Genomic DNA, 16,742 nt, shown 5'->3' with positions numbered 1-16,742 from the left:
AAATAGTATATTTGAATTAACGGTTTAATATTTGTTATTTCAAAAAACGATGAAAGTTGTTCAATTTACAGTTCCGGTAGTATATCAGGGATCTATTTGTGTGCAAGAGGATGTCTTGCCGTCCTTCTATAGCAATTACCATCGGCATAAAGAGATCCAGTTAACCTATATTTTAAAAGGTAGGGGGACCTTTATGATCGGCAACTTTACCCACAGTTTTGAAGAAGATGAAATCTATATTGTCGATGCGGATGAGCCGCATATGTTTAAAACTGCCGAAGATATTAAGGACGGCATTCATGCCATTCATATTTTCTTTGACTACGCACATTTTAAATCTTTTCTCGACTTTCCCGAATTTGACGATGTCAAATACTTTTTAGAACATATCAATGTCAGTAAAAAGCTGGATGCTGAACATGCTGTTGCGCTCAAGGATAAATTTGTACAGATCAACACAAGTGCAGGAATAGATCGGCTCTTGTCCTTTGTAAAACTGATTAATTTTTTGAGTAAAAAGGTCGATCAATGGACTTCGCTATATACTGGTATTCCCCAAAAGAAATTTTCGGATGCAGAAGGATTGCGTATCAACGAAATATTTCAATATACCTTTCAGCATTTTGGCGATAAAATATCACTTGAGGATATCGCTGCGGTGGCTCATATGACTCCCCATGCATTTTGTAAGTATTTTAAAAAACACACCCGCAAGACCTATGTCACCTTCCTGAATGAAATCAGAATCGAGCGTGCCTGCAAAATGCTGATTGATGAATCCTCCGAAAGCGTATCCAATATCGCGTTTAAAACGGGATTTAACAATGTGGTCAATTTCAATCGGGTATTTAAGAAGATCACAAAACTTTCCCCAAGTGAATACGTGCAGGAGCATCGTATGCGTGATTAAGCCCAGTAATTGGTATATCGGAGGTTATTCAGGAGGGTAAGATCCGGGGACGTTGTTACTGATCCCCGAACAGTGGACAATATCGGAGAAGCACCCGGCAATAAAATGTAACGATTAGGATTGCGAAAACCTTATTTTTGGAATCTAACGATTGTTACTCCGATGAATAAAAATTTATTTTTTGTCCTGCTTGCGTTACTTGGCTATCTGATGCCGGCAGCAGCCCAATCTCAAAATTTCAAGATTGATACCTTGCAGTATCAGGGAACAGCTAACAATATAGTGAACCTGGTTATTTTGGGCGATGGCTATACAAAGGATCAGCTAGACGATTATGCGGAAGATTCCAAGCAGTTTACAAACTATTTCTTCTCGATAGAGCCTTTCAAACAATATAGTGCTTTCTTCAATGTATTTGCTATTCGCACCATCTCTGAGGAGTCCGGTGCTACCCATGACTGCAAGGCAAGCGATTGTGTGCATGGCGATACGGATCTTGGCAAATATCCTCGACGTTATAATAAATTCACCAGAGACCATCCAGTACCGGTAAGCCATCCTAACACTATTTTTGGAAGCAGCTTTGACAATGGCGGACTGCACCGTTTGGTCGTACCCCAAAAGAATGATCGTATTGAAGCGGTGTTAAAAACGCATATCCCTAATTATACACAAATGGTTGTATTGGTCAATTCGCCATTTTATGGCGGATCAGGTGGAAAATGGGCTACCTCAACGGTCAACTTTAAAAGCAACGATATCGCTGTGCACGAGATTGGACATTCTTTTGCCCAGTTGGCCGATGAGTATTGGGCCGGAAATCAATATGCCATTGAATCGGTCAACCGTTCACAATCAGCTGATGTGAATGCTGTTCCCTGGAAATACTGGATCGGAAAATGTGGTGTGGGTATCTATTCCTATGGCGGAAAAGGATCTCCTTCAACTTGGTTCCGACCACATGAATATTGCAAAATGCAATACCTTGTTGCGCCTTTTTGTCCCGTCTGTCAAGAGCAGTTCGTAGCGGCAATAAAGCAAAAATCTAACCCCTTTATTGCCGTAAAACCAGTACTTAACAATGTGCTGCAGTTGGACAGTGTTCAGAAATTTACTTTACGTTTAGCGAAACCATCGCCCAATACATTCAAGCTGATATGGTCGCTCAATAATGAGCTTATTGCCCATGATATCGATTCAATTTATCTGGATCCAGGAATGTTGCGGACAGGAACAAATGAGCTTAAAGTGCTTATTCAGGATACTACAGACCTGCTCCGCAATCCGGCCTATGTGAACCACAAGGATTCCATTATATGGAAATTTAATCAGCTTACATCCGGCGCACTTGCCAAGCCGATAAATACCTGGGGTGATACGCTTGAAACCTGCTATGGCGGAGATCAGGTGATGAGCATCAAAAAGCCTATTGCTGGACTGGAATACCAATGGTATGAGACGGCAACTGGTACAGCTATTGGAACAGGAACGAACATTTTTATCCGAAACCTTTCCAAAACTAAAAAATATCATGTCATCGCACGTTGGAAAAATAAGCAATCCCCGCAATCGGAGATCTTGCTGAAAACATTTCCAAAGGTGGAGAAACCAGGGAATATCCACGTCAAGATTGACAAAAAGAAAAATAGGCTTGAGTTGATCATAAAAGATAAAACAGATGCACGTTACAACTATATCTGGTCAGATGCCGATGGTAAACCGATCTATGAATGGGACGAATTCAATGGGGAGTATGTACGTCCGACGGACGCCAATAAAAGACTTGTCCTCAACCAGTCTGTTACTGTCCGAAAAGTGTATGTTCAAAAAGTAGACAAAGAAACGACCTGTAAGAGTGAACGTAAGGAGGTAACTTTTTAGTTACAGCTTTGGTACGTAGTGATTTATAAGTTAATTTTAATCTGCCGGTTAGTTAACTTATAAATCATTCATAATTATGAAAAAGAGATCCCATTTTACGCTGGGAAATTTTTCGTGCTTATTCATTGTGATTTTAACAGCCGTTTCTTCCTGTAAGAAAAATGCAAAACTTCCTGATGAAAGCAACGAAACAACACATGCAGTAACTTTCAAAATCAAAGATTTTGAAACAATTGTCAGTCCTCTGAAAGCGCGGTCGTCCAAATTTAAAAGAGCTTCGACCAGCGGAAGCAACGCAGAAAGTCAACTCCTCTACCATTGGAATTTTGATAACGGTAATGCAGACCCGAGCATGGCGCTTGAGGATGCCGCTGCGATTGATTACAACAATGGTAAAACCGACTATGGTTTTGTTGCTGGTTGGCCGAGTTCTGGTAAGGCAATCAGTTTTAAAGGAGCTAAAGAGATTCTGATCAAGATCCCTATTTCGGGTATCAGTAGCTTGGGAGATCTGACTTTTGACGCGAATAGCTCTGGAACCGGCCCCCGCGCCTTGCTAATGAGTTACTCGACCGATAAAGGGGCTACATTCAAGAATCTGGCGGATACCGTATACTACCCGCCGAACCTCACTACTTCGGCTAAATTGACATTGGGGCAGCCGCTCAACTCGATTAATCTGACGGCTGCCCAAGGCTGTTGGTTAAAGATCGCTTTATTTGCCGGAAACAGGGATGGTGGAAGCAACTACAACGAAAGTACCGGAACTTTTAAAATGGACAATATTAATATTAGTGGAAGGACGGACCAATCTGTTCTGCCCGATAAATTGTATTACCATGTCTTCGATGCAAATACGAAGCTATTGGTAAAGTCTGGTACGCTTAATGCAAAAGAAAAGTTTAATATCGCTTTGCCGATGGGAACTTACTACCTCAGCTTACTATCTAAAAATTCGGGGGCACCACTATTGATCCCTGCAACAGTGGCCGATGTGCGGAGCCTTTCAGTTTCCAATGCGTTCAATGAGCAGGCTGCTGTGGTATTTGCGGTACGGGATACGTTTGAGGTAAGGGAACCCATTGAAAGGGTATTGACGATGTCCCGCATCTATAGCGAAGTGAAATTCGAATGTACGGATACCGACGGACTGAATCTTGTCGACAGCATACAGATCAAACAGAAACATCAGGCCTTTTACTATTATCCCTTCGCAACGGTATCGGATGAAAAATCGGACAATACCATCCTGCGCATCGTGCCTAATTGGGCTGCCGATTCAAAAACCTTTGTATTTAATCAGTTTATGGGGGATGTTCCAGAAAATAAGATGGTCAGATACGAGCTGCGCGTTTTTAGAAAAGGCGAACTTGCACGTACATTTGAACTGGGCAGTGAAATTCGGAATAATGTACAGCTCCTATTTAAAGGTAAACTGCTCGATGGAGTAAGTGACGATCAGGGTTTTCAAGTGATTAAAAATGAAAAATGGCGTGATAAGGTAGTCGTGGAATACTGATGTTATGAATTCAAACCAATAGGCCAATCCTGGGCAAATAGGAAAAAAAATAGGTGTGTCCACACAGTTCGGACACACCTATCTTTCTTTTATGTTGCTCATCCCATCAGGCCTCTTTTTAGCTATTCAGCCGCTGGGAATTCGCTTTTTGTCTTTTGAACAGCTTCTGCGCTGTCTGCAGGCAAATTAATTTATAGTAATTTTTTTAGCAAAGTATTCCAACCTGCTAAATCATTTAAGATCCGTTCAAGGTCAGCGATTGCTACACGCTCTTGCTCCATGGTGTCACGGTGACGGATCGTAACCGTATTATCTTGCAACGAATCGTAATCAACAGTAATACAGATCGGCGTACCGATTGCATCCTGACGACGGTAGCGTTTTCCGATTGCATCTTTTTCATCGTATTGAACATTGTAATCCAATTTCAATGTATTGAGAATCTCACGCGCTTTTTCAGGTAGACCATCTTTTTTAGTCAACGGTAATATCGCTGCTTTCACCGGAGCCAATGCTGCTGGGAACTTCAATACAACACGGGAGTCTTGTTTTTCCGGCGTAGAAAGATCTTCTGTTACCAATGAATTACATAGGACAGTTAAGAATAAACGATCCAATCCGATGGAAGTCTCGATGACATAAGGAATGTAATTTTGATTGATTTCCGGATCAAAATATTGCATTTTCTTTTTCGAATATTCCTGATGTTGTTTCAGGTCAAAATCCGTACGGGAGTGGATACCTTCTACTTCTTTGAATCCGAATGGGAAGTTAAATTCGATATCCACGGCTGCGTTGGCGTAATGCGCCAATTTATCGTGGTCATGGTAACGGTAGTTGGCAGGGTCGAAACCTAAAGCCAAATGCCATTTCAAACGTGTTTCTTTCCATTTGTTGTACCATTCCAGTTCGGTGCCTGGACGGCAGAAGAATTGCATTTCCATCTGTTCAAATTCACGCATACGCATGATAAACTGGCGTGCGATAACTTCATTACGGAACGCTTTTCCGATCTGGGCAATCCCAAAAGGAATTTTCATACGACCTGTCTTCTGAACGTTCAGGAAGTTAACAAAGATACCCTGTGCAGTTTCCGGGCGAAGGTAAACCTGATCAGCTCCATCTGCCATGGCACCCATTTGGGTAGCAAACATCAGGTTAAATTGACGTACTTCGGTCCAGTTTTTAGTGCCTGAAACCGGACAAACGATATTATGTTCTTCAATGATGGTTTTCAGTCCTGCAAGATCATCAGCGTTCAATGCCGTATTTAAAGCTTCCAAAAGTGCAGCTGCTTCTGCAGCTTTTCCATCTGCTTCATAACGTGCAATTTTGTCTTCGATCAATTGGTCAGCACGATAACGCTTTTTGGAATCTTTATTATCGATCATGGGGTCATTGAACCCATCCACGTGACCGGATGCTTTCCAGGTTGTGGGATGCATGAAAATAGCGGCATCAATACCGACAATGTTTTCGTGCAATTGAACCATGGATTTCCACCAATAAGTCTTTAGGTTGTTTTTAAGTTCAGAACCTAATTGACCATAATCGTAGACGGCACTTAAGCCGTCATATATTTCGCTCGATTGGAATACAAAACCGTATTCCTTCGCGTGTGATACTACACTTTTGAAAAAATCGTCTGTCTGTTTGCTCATAAGTGGCAAATATAGATATTAGTATTTAAATTTTAGTATTGAGTATCTAGACTTTAGATAGAAGACTCTGTTGTTCAAGCCTACGGCTTACGAATATTGTCTATAATCCTTGTTCCCTACTCTTTATGCAAGCCCGAGGTTTATTTAGTTACCCCTAGATCACGAATCTGCTGTGAAGCATTTTTATTGTCCACTTTTCTGATGATGTGCTGAATGATGCCTTGCTCATCAATCACAAAGGTGGTGCGTGCCGTACCCATATATTTTTTGCCGTACATGTTCTTTTCCACCCATACGCCGTACGCCTCAACAAGGTTTTTATCTTCGTCGACAAGGAGCTGGAATGGCAATTCGTGTTTAGTAATAAATTTTTTATGTGATGCTTCGTTATCCACGCTGACGCCGATGACCTCAAAACCATCCTTTTTCAGCGACTGATAGTTGTCTCTAAAATTACAGGCCTCGGTCGTACAGCCCGGTGTATTATCTTTAGGATAAAAGTAAAGGATCACTTTTTTTCCTTTAAAATCCGAGAGATGTACGGTTTCACCATGTTGATTTTTTGCACTGAAATCCGGTGCCTGTTGTCCTATTTCTAGTGTTGCCATATATAGTTCAATTTAGTCCATTAAGATACGATATTATCCGATAAAATCGATTATGGGCATAAGACTGGATCACAAAAATCCAGCGTAAAAAGCCATATTTGAAAAGCTTCCCAAGCAGATGATACTATCTGCTAAAGGAGGCTTCGTAAATTTTTAAATTTCCTTTATTGTCTTTTACCTCCAGCTTGAAACTGTGGGTACCACTGCTCAGATTGGATTCAAAGTCATGCCACAGGTGTCTTGTTTTGGGATCATATTTCATTAAAGCCCATTTGCCGTCAATGTACGCATCGAAGGTATCAATTCCTGAAAGGTTGTCACTAATGGTAAAATCTATGGAGCGCTGATTCGCAACGTTCTTGCCATCCGTTAGGTTACGTGGACTGATGTTAGGGGCGATGGTGTCCACAGCAACATAAAACCCACCAAATTCGCGCACATTGGCGACAACCCAGCCATTTTCGTATTTCCCGCCCTGTGCTCCACCGTCTGTGGAGACTATCAGCGCCTTGCTATACAGGCTTTCTGGCAGGCTGTAGTCCGGTTTGATCATCAGTTTGTAATAGCCAAATACAGGTGTATAGGAGTTGTGGATGTAATGCGCCGCTGAGTAACCTTTCGCTGGTTTGGCACCTTGGGAATAGTTGAAATAAAGGTCGTTATAGAGTATATTTTTACCCATATAAACGCGCGCATTTTCAGCCTCATATTTGTTTTCATCTGCGTAATGAAACATTTTGAGTCCTTCGGACGGTTTTCGGCTGATCGTTAAAGAGGGGTTGTTCTGGACTTTAAAGTTCAGTTCGCTCTTATTGCCCTGAACATCCTTGACGACATATTTTACTTCGTGTACCTCGTTATCCTTTAATTCGATCATCCCCAGGTTATCCAGATTTTTATAGATATTGATCGGATTGTTGGGATCTTTAAAACTCTTCTGTACCCGAACACCCGATTTCTTTAGATAGGGGTAGTCTATGTATGACTGAATTGCACGGGTCTGGTCAAAAGGAATCGACTCGAAAAGGACGGTACTGATATTTTTGTTGTCCAGGAATAGTTCGATGGAATAAACACCATAGGTAAATGAAATGCCACCACGTCTGTCTACCGTATTAATACCTAGGCCAAAGTTGCCGTTAACTGAGATAGGGGCGCTAGAAGCCAGACTATAATTTCCATTGCCTAAAGCCCGGATTGTCTGATGCCTGCGTGGGGTATTTTCGTCAAAGATCTCACGACCGAGATCATAAACAGTGATACCTCTGATCAACGGTTTGACACCATCCGGAAATAAGAGACCAAATAATTGCGGATTTAAGGGCAACTGGGCTTTTGTGTCACGGATTTCAAAATGCAGGTGTGGCCCGGCGGAGCCGCCTGTATTTCCGGAATTGGCAATAAACTCACCCTTTTTGACGGGTACCTGATTTGGTTTAAGAAAGACATCGACATCAAAACGTTTTTGTTTGTACTGCTCGTCTTTGATAATTTTTGCCAGATCAGTGTTGAAGCTCTCCAGATGCATATAAACAGAAGTATATCCGTTCGGATGGTCAATATAGACATAATTGCCACCACCACCGATCTGGACACGGACGCGGGATACAAAACCTTCCGCAGCCGCATGTACTGGAATATTGATGCGCTGTTGGGTACGATAATCATCGCCGCCATGGAAATGTGTTGCCCGCAGTTCGCCAAATGAGCCCGATGCTTGGGGAGCAATGTCCATTGGTCGGACAAAATAATTCTGCGGATAATTACGGCTTTTGATAATATCTTGCGCCTGACCCAAGCTAAGGGCCAACGACAATACAGCCAGTAAACTTGCCTTTTTTTTCATCATATCCTTTCCCTATTTAATCTTACAGCTAAACATTTTTTGCTCTCCAATAAAGCCTTCCAACAGATCGCCGATAGCGACAGCCCCAACCCCAACCGGGGTACCTGTATAGATCAAATCACCTTTGCGCAAGGTGATAAATTTGGATGTATAGACGATTAGATCTTCAAAAGAGAAAATCATGTCCTTGGTATTGCCGCTTTGTACGGTTTGTCCATTTTGTTGCAGGGAAAAATCTATTGCGTATACATCGCTTATTTCGTCTTTGGGAATTAAATTGCTGACAACAGCGGAGTGGTCAAAGGCTTTTGCCAATTCCCAGGGAAGACTTTTAGCTTTAAGTTCTTGTTGTACATCTCTTGCGGTGAAGTCGATCCCTAAGCCTACAGCGTCGTAGTAGGTTGATGCGAATTTTGGAGTAACATGTTTGCCTTCTTTGCATATCCGAAGGACAACTTCGGTTTCGAATTGGATGTTCTGAGAGAATTCAGGATAATAGAAATCTTTATTGTCCTTCAAAACCGCAGTATCAGGCTTCAAAAATATGATGGGATTTTCAGGGACTGGATTATTGAGTTCTTTAGCGTGGTCGATGTAATTGCGACCGATTGCAATTATTTTCATTGTATAAGTCTTTTAAGGCGATGAAGCTTTCAGATTTTTTCGCACGATATTCTCAGGACAATTAGTCATCATTTTAGTTTCATTGATCGATGAATTTGTTCTACGCGCGCCGAATAAATCATGACGATTTCATGTATGTGTATTTTTTGAACGATATCGAAACATTGCTCAAGAGAACGACGAATTTCTGGATTTGTATGCCCACTCGCTGCTTGAACAGACAAACTTAACAAATGTCCTAGGCTTATCCAAAAATCTCCGAATCAACCATAGTTATCATTAAGATAAAGTTATCTATTTATATAGGTTTTAGTTAGAGTTTGTTTAGGTTTTAGTTAGGTTTAGTTTAGGTAATAGCTAATTAAAACCTAAACTAAAGCTAGACTAGTTCTAATTTAAATCTAAACTAATGCAAACCTTAATCCTATTTATTTGTTAAGGGAGGTACAAAGAAATTACAATTAAACTAGGCATTTAAGATGGCAATATTAGAGGATGGCCCCAATGGCGGTTTTCGGGGTAAAGTAGGATCAGTATATGGGTATAAACTCAATGGAGAATGGGTTATAAGGGGTGTACGAACACCGAGCACCAAACCACCAACAGCAGCGCAACTTCTGCATCGGGAGAAAATGAAAATAAATGGCGAGTTCTGTCAACGGATTAAGCCGATATTGACTTTTGGTTATCAATTTGAAGCGGCGAAAGATTTGAGGAGAGGAGCATTTCAGCTCGGCCAAAAGCATGTGATCAATAGTGTCATTGAACTGGATGCCGCAAGTAAACCATATCTCAATATGGAGAAGCTTCAAGTATTTGTAGGCGAACTTATACCGCCCACGGGGATCGAGGTGCGCTTGGAAAACGACATACTTAAATTGTCCTGGATACCCAATCCGAAATATTATGATAGTATCTATAAGCTAAATTTGGCCTTGATTAATCCGAATAAACACATGGATTTTAAGATGGGTGTCGCAGATGCAGCACAGGGCGAATGCAGCATCGAAATACCGGTATTCAAGCGGGAGAAATTTGATTATCATGTTTACATCGGCTTTTGGGACATGTATAAAGGAACACTTTCCAATTCGGTGTATTGTGGTATCATTTAATAGGATTTTTCAGCCTACTTGTGTATCTTTAACACTATGAATAAACTACAAGCCGTATTGTTTGATTTGGACGGTACCTTAATTGATTCTGAATATTTCTATTTTAAAAATTGGGCACCGATCTTAAAACAGGAATTTGATCTGCAGATAGATTATGAAGATTGGATCCGGGATTTTGCAGGACACACTCTGGCACATAACGTCAAACGCCTGGTGGAAGACTATGGATACGATACGACCGAAGAATACATGTGGAAAAGGACGCGTGCGGCCTATGCGGATTCTAACATGAGTGATATTGAACTGATGCCTTTTGCGAAGGATATTTTAGTCTATCTGAAAGAAAATAACATCCGCATCGCACTAGTGACTTCAAGCTACCGAAGTACAGTGGATACTGTTCTAGGGAAACATGGACTGCTGGATTACTTTGAGTTTTTCGTGACAAGAGAATGTGTAGAGTTTCCGAAGCCTAATCCGGAACCTTATCGTCTGGCGCTTTCCAAATTGGATTTGCCCGGAGACAGATGTGTGGCGATCGAAGACACGATTACCGGTAGTAAAGCTGCCTTAGGGGCTGGATTACAGTTGATCGCTGTAACAAAACAGGAGGTTGAGCGTGCCAGACTAACAGCTGTGGATAACATTGTGGAAAACTTGCAGCAGGCAAAACAGTTATTATCCGGTTGGATTGAAGATAATCAAATAATTTAATCGTTTTAGCATTTGTAATTTTATTCGGATATATGTAATATTACCGAATTGTAAAGGGAATTCAGATTATGAACCGTAGAACCGCAATAAAGCAATTTTTCATTATCGCAGGCGGACTGACAATTTTGTCATCCTGTCTGAATGATGGTGGAGCATCGATTGTATTGAATAAGCTGAAATTATCAGCGGAGGATGAGAAATTTTTAGGCGAGCTTGTGGATGTGCTTATTCCAAAATCGGATACTCCGGGGGGGAAAGAGCTGAACCTGCACCTGTTTGTGATTAAGATGGTGGATGACTGTGAGTCGCCAGAAAACCAGGAGAAATTTGTCTCCGGCTTTAATAAACTAAGAAAGCAGCTGAATCTGGCCAACGGCAAAGAGACAGAAAAGACCTTAGCCAATCTGGCAGATAAAACGGATGAAAAGACTTTTTTTGAAATCTTTAAATCCCGTGTGATCCAGGGCTATCTAAATTCAGAATATGTGATGAAGAATAAGGTGATCTATAAGCTTATTCCGGGACCGTACAATGGTGCGGTAAAAATTAATGGATAAATCCAATATGGCAAATCTAAATATTGACAGTGAAAAAAATAGGACCTACGATGCGATCGTGATAGGTTCGGGAATTAGTGGAGGCTGGTCTGCAAAAGAATTGTGTGAGAAAGGACTAAAGACTTTGGTTCTGGAGCGTGGACGTGATGTACAGCATATTAAGGATTATCCAACCACAAACATGATGCCTTGGGAGTTTGAACATCGGAATGAAATGCCTTATAAAGTGAAGGAAGAGAATCCGATTGTCAGTAAGTGTTATGCTTTTCATGAAGATGCCGCACATTTCTTTGTGAAAGATAAGGAGCACCCCTATATACAGGAAAAACCCTTTGACTGGATCCGGGGATATCAGGTCGGTGGAAAATCCTTGTTATGGGCGAGACAGACACAACGCTGGTCTGACTTCGACTTTGAAGGGCCTGCACGGGATGGATTTGCGGTAGACTGGCCGATTCGTTATGCTGATTTAGCACCTTGGTATGCTTATGTCGAGAAGTTTGCTGGTATTGCCGGAGATCATGATGGGCTTCCGGAATTACCGGACGGCGAATTTTTGCCCGGTTATCCCTTAAATATCGTCGAGAAGTATTTTAAAGAAAAAGTTCAGAAAAAATTCCCGGAACGGAAGGTGATTTCCGCACGCTGTGCCCACCTTTCCAAGCCCAACCAGATTCACATCGACCAAGGTCGTGTGCAATGCCAAAACCGTGTACTCTGTCAAAGAGGATGCCCTTTTGGCGGGTATTTCAGTTCCAATGCCACGACAATTCCTTGGGCAGCTAAGACTGGAAATATGACCCTACGTCCGCATTCGGTGGTTCATTCTATCCTTTACGATGAACAGAAAGGAAAAGCAGTAGGTGTTCGCGTAATTGATACAAATACCAAAGAGGAAATTGATTTTTATGCTAAACTGATTTTTGTCAATGCAGCTGCCATCAATACCAACCTGATCTTGTTGAATTCCAAATCAAACCGCTTTCCAAATGGTTTAGGTAATGATAGTGGCGTGCTGGGGAAATATGTTGCTTTCCATAATTATAGCGCACGTATTTATGCCGAATACGAAGGACTGCTGGATTATACCGCGGAGGGAAGAAATCCTGCCGGTGGTGGATACATTCCTCGTTTCCGCAACTTACATAAACAGGAAACCGATTTCTTGCGCGGCTATGCGGCAGGTTTTGGTGCATCGCGCAGCAAAGAATCAGACCGTTCTGGCCTGGGATTAGGGCTAAAGGAGAATCTGCTGAATCCGAAATTGGGTATCTGGCAGGTCGGTTCACATATGATGGGCGAGACCATTCCGAAGGAATCAGGTATGGTGTCTCTAGACGGTAGTAAAACAGACGATTGGGGAATTCCTTTATTGAAGATTGCCGTTGATTATGACGACAACGACGAAAAAATGAAAAAAGATTACATTGCGGTCATGACCGAAATGTTTACCGATGCCGGTTTTACGAATATACGACCAGATACACATTGGCAGGCTCCGGGGCTGGACATCCACGAGATGGGGGGCGTACGTATGGGGCACGATCCAAAAACGTCGGTATTGAATAAATGGAATCAGATGCACGCTGTAAAAAATGTTTTTGTTACAGATGGCGCCTGCATGACTTCGACATCGACACAAAATCCTTCATTGACTTACATGGCCTTCTCAGCGCGATCGGTTGATTATGCCATCAGCGAAATGAAAAAGGGAAACATATAGTTTAACGGAGAAAGATTTTGAAAATAAATCTTTCTCCGTTTGAATTTAAAATCCTAAATTACAGCCTTAATTAAGGTGTTAAAACCAAAAAAACATAACCATATAGGAAAAGAAAAAACAGAAATTAAGCAGTATAAACCAAACGAACAAACCAAAATTTTTTTTGCAAAAAAGCAAAAGCGATTTAGCATTTTTTATATACTTATAACGATCAATAAACTGAGATAAAATTGATCTTTTAAGGGAGACGAATGTTAAATAGAAAAAATTATAATTGAAAGGTTGATGAGCGAATGCCTTTTATTTATAATCGATTATAAGGGAAAACTAAATTAAACTAAGCGTTTCTAGCATCTTTTTGCTAAAACGTTTTTATAAACCAAATCACTATTAATATGAGCACAGTTGACGTAAAATCATTTGTGCAGCTTGGGAAAAAATCAAAATTATTTTTCTCATTGGCTGTCATTGCTGGTACATTTCAACAGGTCAATGCCGCTGTAGCAACTTCAACACATTACGAAGGAAACTCCTTTGTAAAAGAAGTACGTAATTTACAGCAGGAATTGAAAGGAAAAGTACTGGATGCGAGCGGGAAACCTCTTGTTGGGGCCTCCGTAGCAGTTAAGGGGACTTCAAATGGTACCCAATCGGATGCACAGGGGAATTTTTCTGTGCAGGCAAAGTCTGGCGATGTACTGGTGGTTACTTCTGTCGGGTATAAATCGAAAGAGGTGACTGTTGCCGGAGCTACCATCACCATACAATTGGAAGAAGATCAAGGGCAATTGGATGAAGTCGTTGTCGTCGGTTACGGTACGATGCGCAAATCGGATGTAACCGGTTCCATTGCAATGGTCAAAGGAGCAGATATCATCAAAGATCAAAGCTTTAGCCCGCTGGATGCCTTGAGAGGTAAAGCATCGGGTGTAAATATATTCTCCAATTCGAGCCAGCCTGGCGCTTATGCGAACCGGGTGGTGATCCGTGGTGTGGCGACAATCAATTCATCTTCAAACCCATTATACGTGGTGGATGGGGTCGTGATGGAAGATTTCCATTTGCTCAATCCAAATGACATTGAAAACATCGAAGTATTAAAGGATGCATCTTCAGCAGCAATCTACGGTGCCCGCGGTGCAAACGGCGTAATCTTAGTGACCACAAAACGTGGTAGTAAAGATGGCACACGTACCATCAGTTATCAAGGATCGGCAGGTGTAAGTTCGGTACAGCGTTATATGGATGTACTAAATGCGCAAGAATGGGTCGATGCCTTTATGACTGGTCTTGAAAATGAAAATAAATACGCAGCAAAATTTCTAAAAGATCGTGATAAGAACTGGAAACCCTGGTCGTTAGATAGAAAAGATTGGTTCAACGATCCGAATTATTTTGATGCAAACGGAAATCCTTTGTACGATACCGACTGGCAGAGAGAAGCGACAAGAACAGCTATTTCCCATAATCACCAATTAAACGTACAACAAGGTGACGAAAAGTCGTCTGTGGGGGCGTTCTTAAACTACACGGATCAGCAAGGTGTGATGAACAATACCTGGAACAAACGTGTTAACGGAAAATTGTCTTATGATGCCAAACCGACTTCTTGGTTGTCTACAGCCATCAATATGACGGTTAATCATACATGGGGTAGATATACACCGGAAGATGGTGGTGGCCAGGAAGCACGTCGGACCATGATCGAAATGCTGCCTTGGTACCCTGTTTATGATCAGAATGGGAAATATACCAGTTCATCTTCCTCTACAGTCTCGGAAAAGCTAGGCTTTGAGGGAATGGCAAATCCGGTGTCCATCCTAGATCTGCAAAAACGAATGCGTTATAATACGCAGATCTTCGGAAATGCGGCATTGACATTTCACCTTGCAGATGGCTTGGATCTAAAGACACAATTGGGGGTTGATAGCCATCGGAAAAACTATAAGGGATACTCTTCCATAACGTTGAACAACATCTCGCAACCGAATGGCTGGGCTGAAATCAATAATACCAACACGCTTTATTGGCAGGAAGAGACTTACTTAACCTATAATAAACAATTCGACAAACATCGGATCAATGTCATGGGCGGTCTCTCATGGCAAGCAAGAACCTATGATAATGACCGTTCACGGACAACAGGTTTCTTTGATGATTTCTATGAGTATAATAACCTAGGCATTGGTGTGACGCCGGATCCTCCTGCATCAGGTTGGAATAGATGGGCAATGAATTCTTATTTCTTACGGGCGGCTTACTCCTATGATGACCGATATTCAGCGACCGTTACGGGACGTTACGACGGCTCGTCCAAGTTTGGAAAAAACAATAAGTATGCTTTTTTCCCATCCGTAGGTTTTGCATGGAATGCATCGAATGAGGATTTCCTGAAAGGCAATGAATCCATCAGCAATTTGAAATTCCATACCAGCTTTGGTATGACAGGTAACTCGGAGATCGACCCTTACAAATCATTAGCGATCGTGGATGCCGGAACGATATTGCTGAACAATGTCAGAGCACCTTATTCCTTTGTCAATACCATTGCCAATCCTGATCTAAAATGGGAAAAGACTGCACAGTTTGATGTCGGTGTAGAATTGGGACTATTTCAAAACCGCTTGAATTTTGATGTCTCGTATTATCGTAAGAAAACGACTGATCTATTACTGGACGCGCCTTTACCAACTGCTTCAGGATTCAGTACCGTGATGAAAAATATCGGATCCGTACAAAATCAGGGTATCGATCTGATGATCAATGGAACGATTGTAAATAATGAGGACTTTAATTGGAAGGCTTCATTAAACGCCAACTACAATAAGAATAAAGTATTGCAATTGGGTGAAAACAATGCGGATATCCTGATGAATGGCTGGGTCGGCGGAGCCAATAGTATTATTCGGGTAGGAGAGAACTTAAATAGCTTTTACGGCTATAGAAGGCTAGGTGTTTATACACAGGCGGATGTGGATGCAGGGAATGCGAAACTAGAAGATATTGGCCGGGCAAAACGTACCACCACCAAAGAAATCATCGGAAAAGGTTTGCCAGACTGGACAGGAAGTTTTGTCAATAACCTACGCTACAAGAATTTTGATTTTACCCTCGATCTTCAATTTGTGAAGGGGGTGGAGATTATGCAACAGTTCTTCCACTCTACCTATGACCGTTTTGGTATTACCAATGGCCTGAAGGAGATTTTGACGGATGCCTATAATGGATCAAATCCGAATACAATGCAACAGGCGATTTATCTGACCAATGGCGGGCACCGTGGGCAGGATTCCAATGTAGATGATGCTTGGATCGCAGACGGATCTTATCTGCGTGTCAATTTAATTCAATTGGGATACACCTTTAAACCGGAAGCATTGGAACGTATTGGTATGAAAAGATTAAGGATCTATGCGAATGCTAACAATCCATTCTTATTTACCTCGAGTGATTTCAAAGGGTATGATCCGGAGAGTACCTCGCAAGGAGAGGGTAAATTTGGACAGAATATGACCTTTTTCTCGTATCCAAGAGCGAAAACTTTCTCATTGGGTGTAAATGTTACATTTTAATCTAGAACTTAT

Annotated in this window: 12 protein-coding genes; 8 read left to right on the top strand and 4 right to left on the bottom strand. The window is 41.6% G+C overall.

Annotated features, from left to right (window positions below; translation table 11 throughout):
* Nucleotides 1-49 precede the first annotated feature (49 nt).
* The 3 genes from ACK8HY_RS11965 (at nucleotide 50) to ACK8HY_RS11955 (ending at nucleotide 4,310) form a co-directional block, all read left to right on the top strand.
* Complete coding sequence (locus ACK8HY_RS11965; protein WP_077437076.1) at nucleotides 50-910, top strand: helix-turn-helix domain-containing protein; 861 nt, start codon at nucleotides 50-52, stop codon at nucleotides 908-910.
* Between the two features lie 162 nt (nucleotides 911-1,072).
* Nucleotides 1,073-2,791, top strand: a complete 1,719-nt coding sequence (locus tag ACK8HY_RS11960; RefSeq protein ID WP_416133758.1) for a M64 family metallopeptidase — start codon at nucleotides 1,073-1,075, stop codon at nucleotides 2,789-2,791.
* 76 nt (nucleotides 2,792-2,867) lie between these two features.
* A complete protein-coding gene (locus tag ACK8HY_RS11955; protein ID WP_416133757.1) occupies nucleotides 2,868-4,310 on the top strand; it encodes a hypothetical protein in 1,443 nt (480 codons plus the stop codon).
* A 191-nt stretch (nucleotides 4,311-4,501) separates the two neighbouring features.
* On the opposite strand, the gene ACK8HY_RS11950 is transcribed toward ACK8HY_RS11955, so the two are convergent.
* From ACK8HY_RS11950 to ACK8HY_RS11935, 4 genes are all read right to left on the bottom strand, one after another.
* A complete protein-coding gene (locus tag ACK8HY_RS11950) occupies nucleotides 4,502-5,971 on the bottom strand; it encodes a glycine--tRNA ligase (protein ID WP_416133756.1) in 1,470 nt (489 codons plus the stop codon).
* A gap of 140 nt (nucleotides 5,972-6,111) precedes the next feature.
* On the bottom strand, nucleotides 6,112-6,579 hold the full coding sequence (gene bcp, locus ACK8HY_RS11945) for a thioredoxin-dependent thiol peroxidase (RefSeq protein ID WP_077437072.1): 468 nt from the start codon (nucleotides 6,577-6,579) through the stop codon (nucleotides 6,112-6,114).
* 124 nt (nucleotides 6,580-6,703) lie between these two features.
* Nucleotides 6,704-8,428, bottom strand: coding sequence for a M23 family metallopeptidase (locus ACK8HY_RS11940; RefSeq protein WP_416133755.1), 1,725 nt, complete (start codon nucleotides 8,426-8,428; stop codon nucleotides 6,704-6,706).
* A gap of 9 nt (nucleotides 8,429-8,437) precedes the next feature.
* Complete coding sequence (locus ACK8HY_RS11935) at nucleotides 8,438-9,049, bottom strand: fumarylacetoacetate hydrolase family protein (RefSeq protein WP_416133754.1); 612 nt, start codon at nucleotides 9,047-9,049, stop codon at nucleotides 8,438-8,440.
* A gap of 479 nt (nucleotides 9,050-9,528) precedes the next feature.
* Here ACK8HY_RS11935 and ACK8HY_RS11930 point away from each other — a divergent pair, with 479 nt between their 5' ends.
* From ACK8HY_RS11930 to ACK8HY_RS11910, 5 genes are all read left to right on the top strand, one after another.
* The gene (locus tag ACK8HY_RS11930) at nucleotides 9,529-10,164 is read left to right on the top strand and encodes a hypothetical protein (protein WP_416133753.1); all 636 of its coding nucleotides are present in this window, start codon (nucleotides 9,529-9,531) and stop codon (nucleotides 10,162-10,164) included.
* 36 nt (nucleotides 10,165-10,200) lie between these two features.
* On the top strand, nucleotides 10,201-10,878 hold the full coding sequence (locus ACK8HY_RS11925) for an HAD family hydrolase (protein ID WP_416133752.1): 678 nt from the start codon (nucleotides 10,201-10,203) through the stop codon (nucleotides 10,876-10,878).
* Between the two features lie 68 nt (nucleotides 10,879-10,946).
* Nucleotides 10,947-11,435 carry a gluconate 2-dehydrogenase subunit 3 family protein gene (locus tag ACK8HY_RS11920; protein WP_077437067.1) on the top strand — a complete coding sequence of 163 codons (489 nt, stop codon included), beginning with the start codon at nucleotides 10,947-10,949 and terminating at the stop codon, nucleotides 11,433-11,435.
* 7 nt (nucleotides 11,436-11,442) lie between these two features.
* Nucleotides 11,443-13,158, top strand: a complete 1,716-nt coding sequence (locus ACK8HY_RS11915; protein ID WP_416133751.1) for a GMC oxidoreductase — start codon at nucleotides 11,443-11,445, stop codon at nucleotides 13,156-13,158.
* 395 nt (nucleotides 13,159-13,553) lie between these two features.
* Nucleotides 13,554-16,730: a SusC/RagA family TonB-linked outer membrane protein gene (locus ACK8HY_RS11910; RefSeq protein WP_416133750.1), complete on the top strand. Its 3,177-nt coding sequence runs from the start codon at nucleotides 13,554-13,556 to the stop codon at nucleotides 16,728-16,730.
* The last annotated feature ends 12 nt before the right edge of the window (nucleotides 16,731-16,742 follow it).

This window comes from Sphingobacterium sp. NGMCC 1.201703 (assembly GCF_047784615.1).
In the GTDB taxonomy this organism is placed as follows: Bacteria; Bacteroidota; Bacteroidia; order Sphingobacteriales; family Sphingobacteriaceae; genus Sphingobacterium.
The sequence above is the reverse complement of the archived record's forward strand: the minus strand, read 5'-3'. Positions and strand labels throughout refer to the sequence as shown.

Bases quoted from the DNA above. Each gene is read 5' to 3' on its own strand.
- ACK8HY_RS11965 (WP_077437076.1), top strand. From the start codon at position 50: ATGAAAGTTGTTCAATTTACAGTTCCGGTAGTATATCAGGGATCTATT.
- ACK8HY_RS11950 (WP_416133756.1), bottom strand. From the start codon at position 5,971: ATGAGCAAACAGACAGACGATTTTTTCAAAAGTGTAGTATCACACGCG.
- ACK8HY_RS11930 (WP_416133753.1), top strand. From the start codon at position 9,529: ATGGCAATATTAGAGGATGGCCCCAATGGCGGTTTTCGGGGTAAAGTA.
- ACK8HY_RS11960 (WP_416133758.1), top strand. From the start codon at position 1,073: ATGAATAAAAATTTATTTTTTGTCCTGCTTGCGTTACTTGGCTATCTG.
- ACK8HY_RS11910 (WP_416133750.1), top strand. From the start codon at position 13,554: ATGAGCACAGTTGACGTAAAATCATTTGTGCAGCTTGGGAAAAAATCA.
- ACK8HY_RS11955 (WP_416133757.1), top strand. From the start codon at position 2,868: ATGAAAAAGAGATCCCATTTTACGCTGGGAAATTTTTCGTGCTTATTC.
- ACK8HY_RS11925 (WP_416133752.1), top strand. From the start codon at position 10,201: ATGAATAAACTACAAGCCGTATTGTTTGATTTGGACGGTACCTTAATT.
- ACK8HY_RS11920 (WP_077437067.1), top strand. From the start codon at position 10,947: ATGAACCGTAGAACCGCAATAAAGCAATTTTTCATTATCGCAGGCGGA.
- bcp (WP_077437072.1), bottom strand. From the start codon at position 6,579: ATGGCAACACTAGAAATAGGACAACAGGCACCGGATTTCAGTGCAAAA.
- ACK8HY_RS11935 (WP_416133754.1), bottom strand. From the start codon at position 9,049: ATGAAAATAATTGCAATCGGTCGCAATTACATCGACCACGCTAAAGAA.
- ACK8HY_RS11940 (WP_416133755.1), bottom strand. From the start codon at position 8,428: ATGATGAAAAAAAAGGCAAGTTTACTGGCTGTATTGTCGTTGGCCCTT.
- ACK8HY_RS11915 (WP_416133751.1), top strand. From the start codon at position 11,443: ATGGCAAATCTAAATATTGACAGTGAAAAAAATAGGACCTACGATGCG.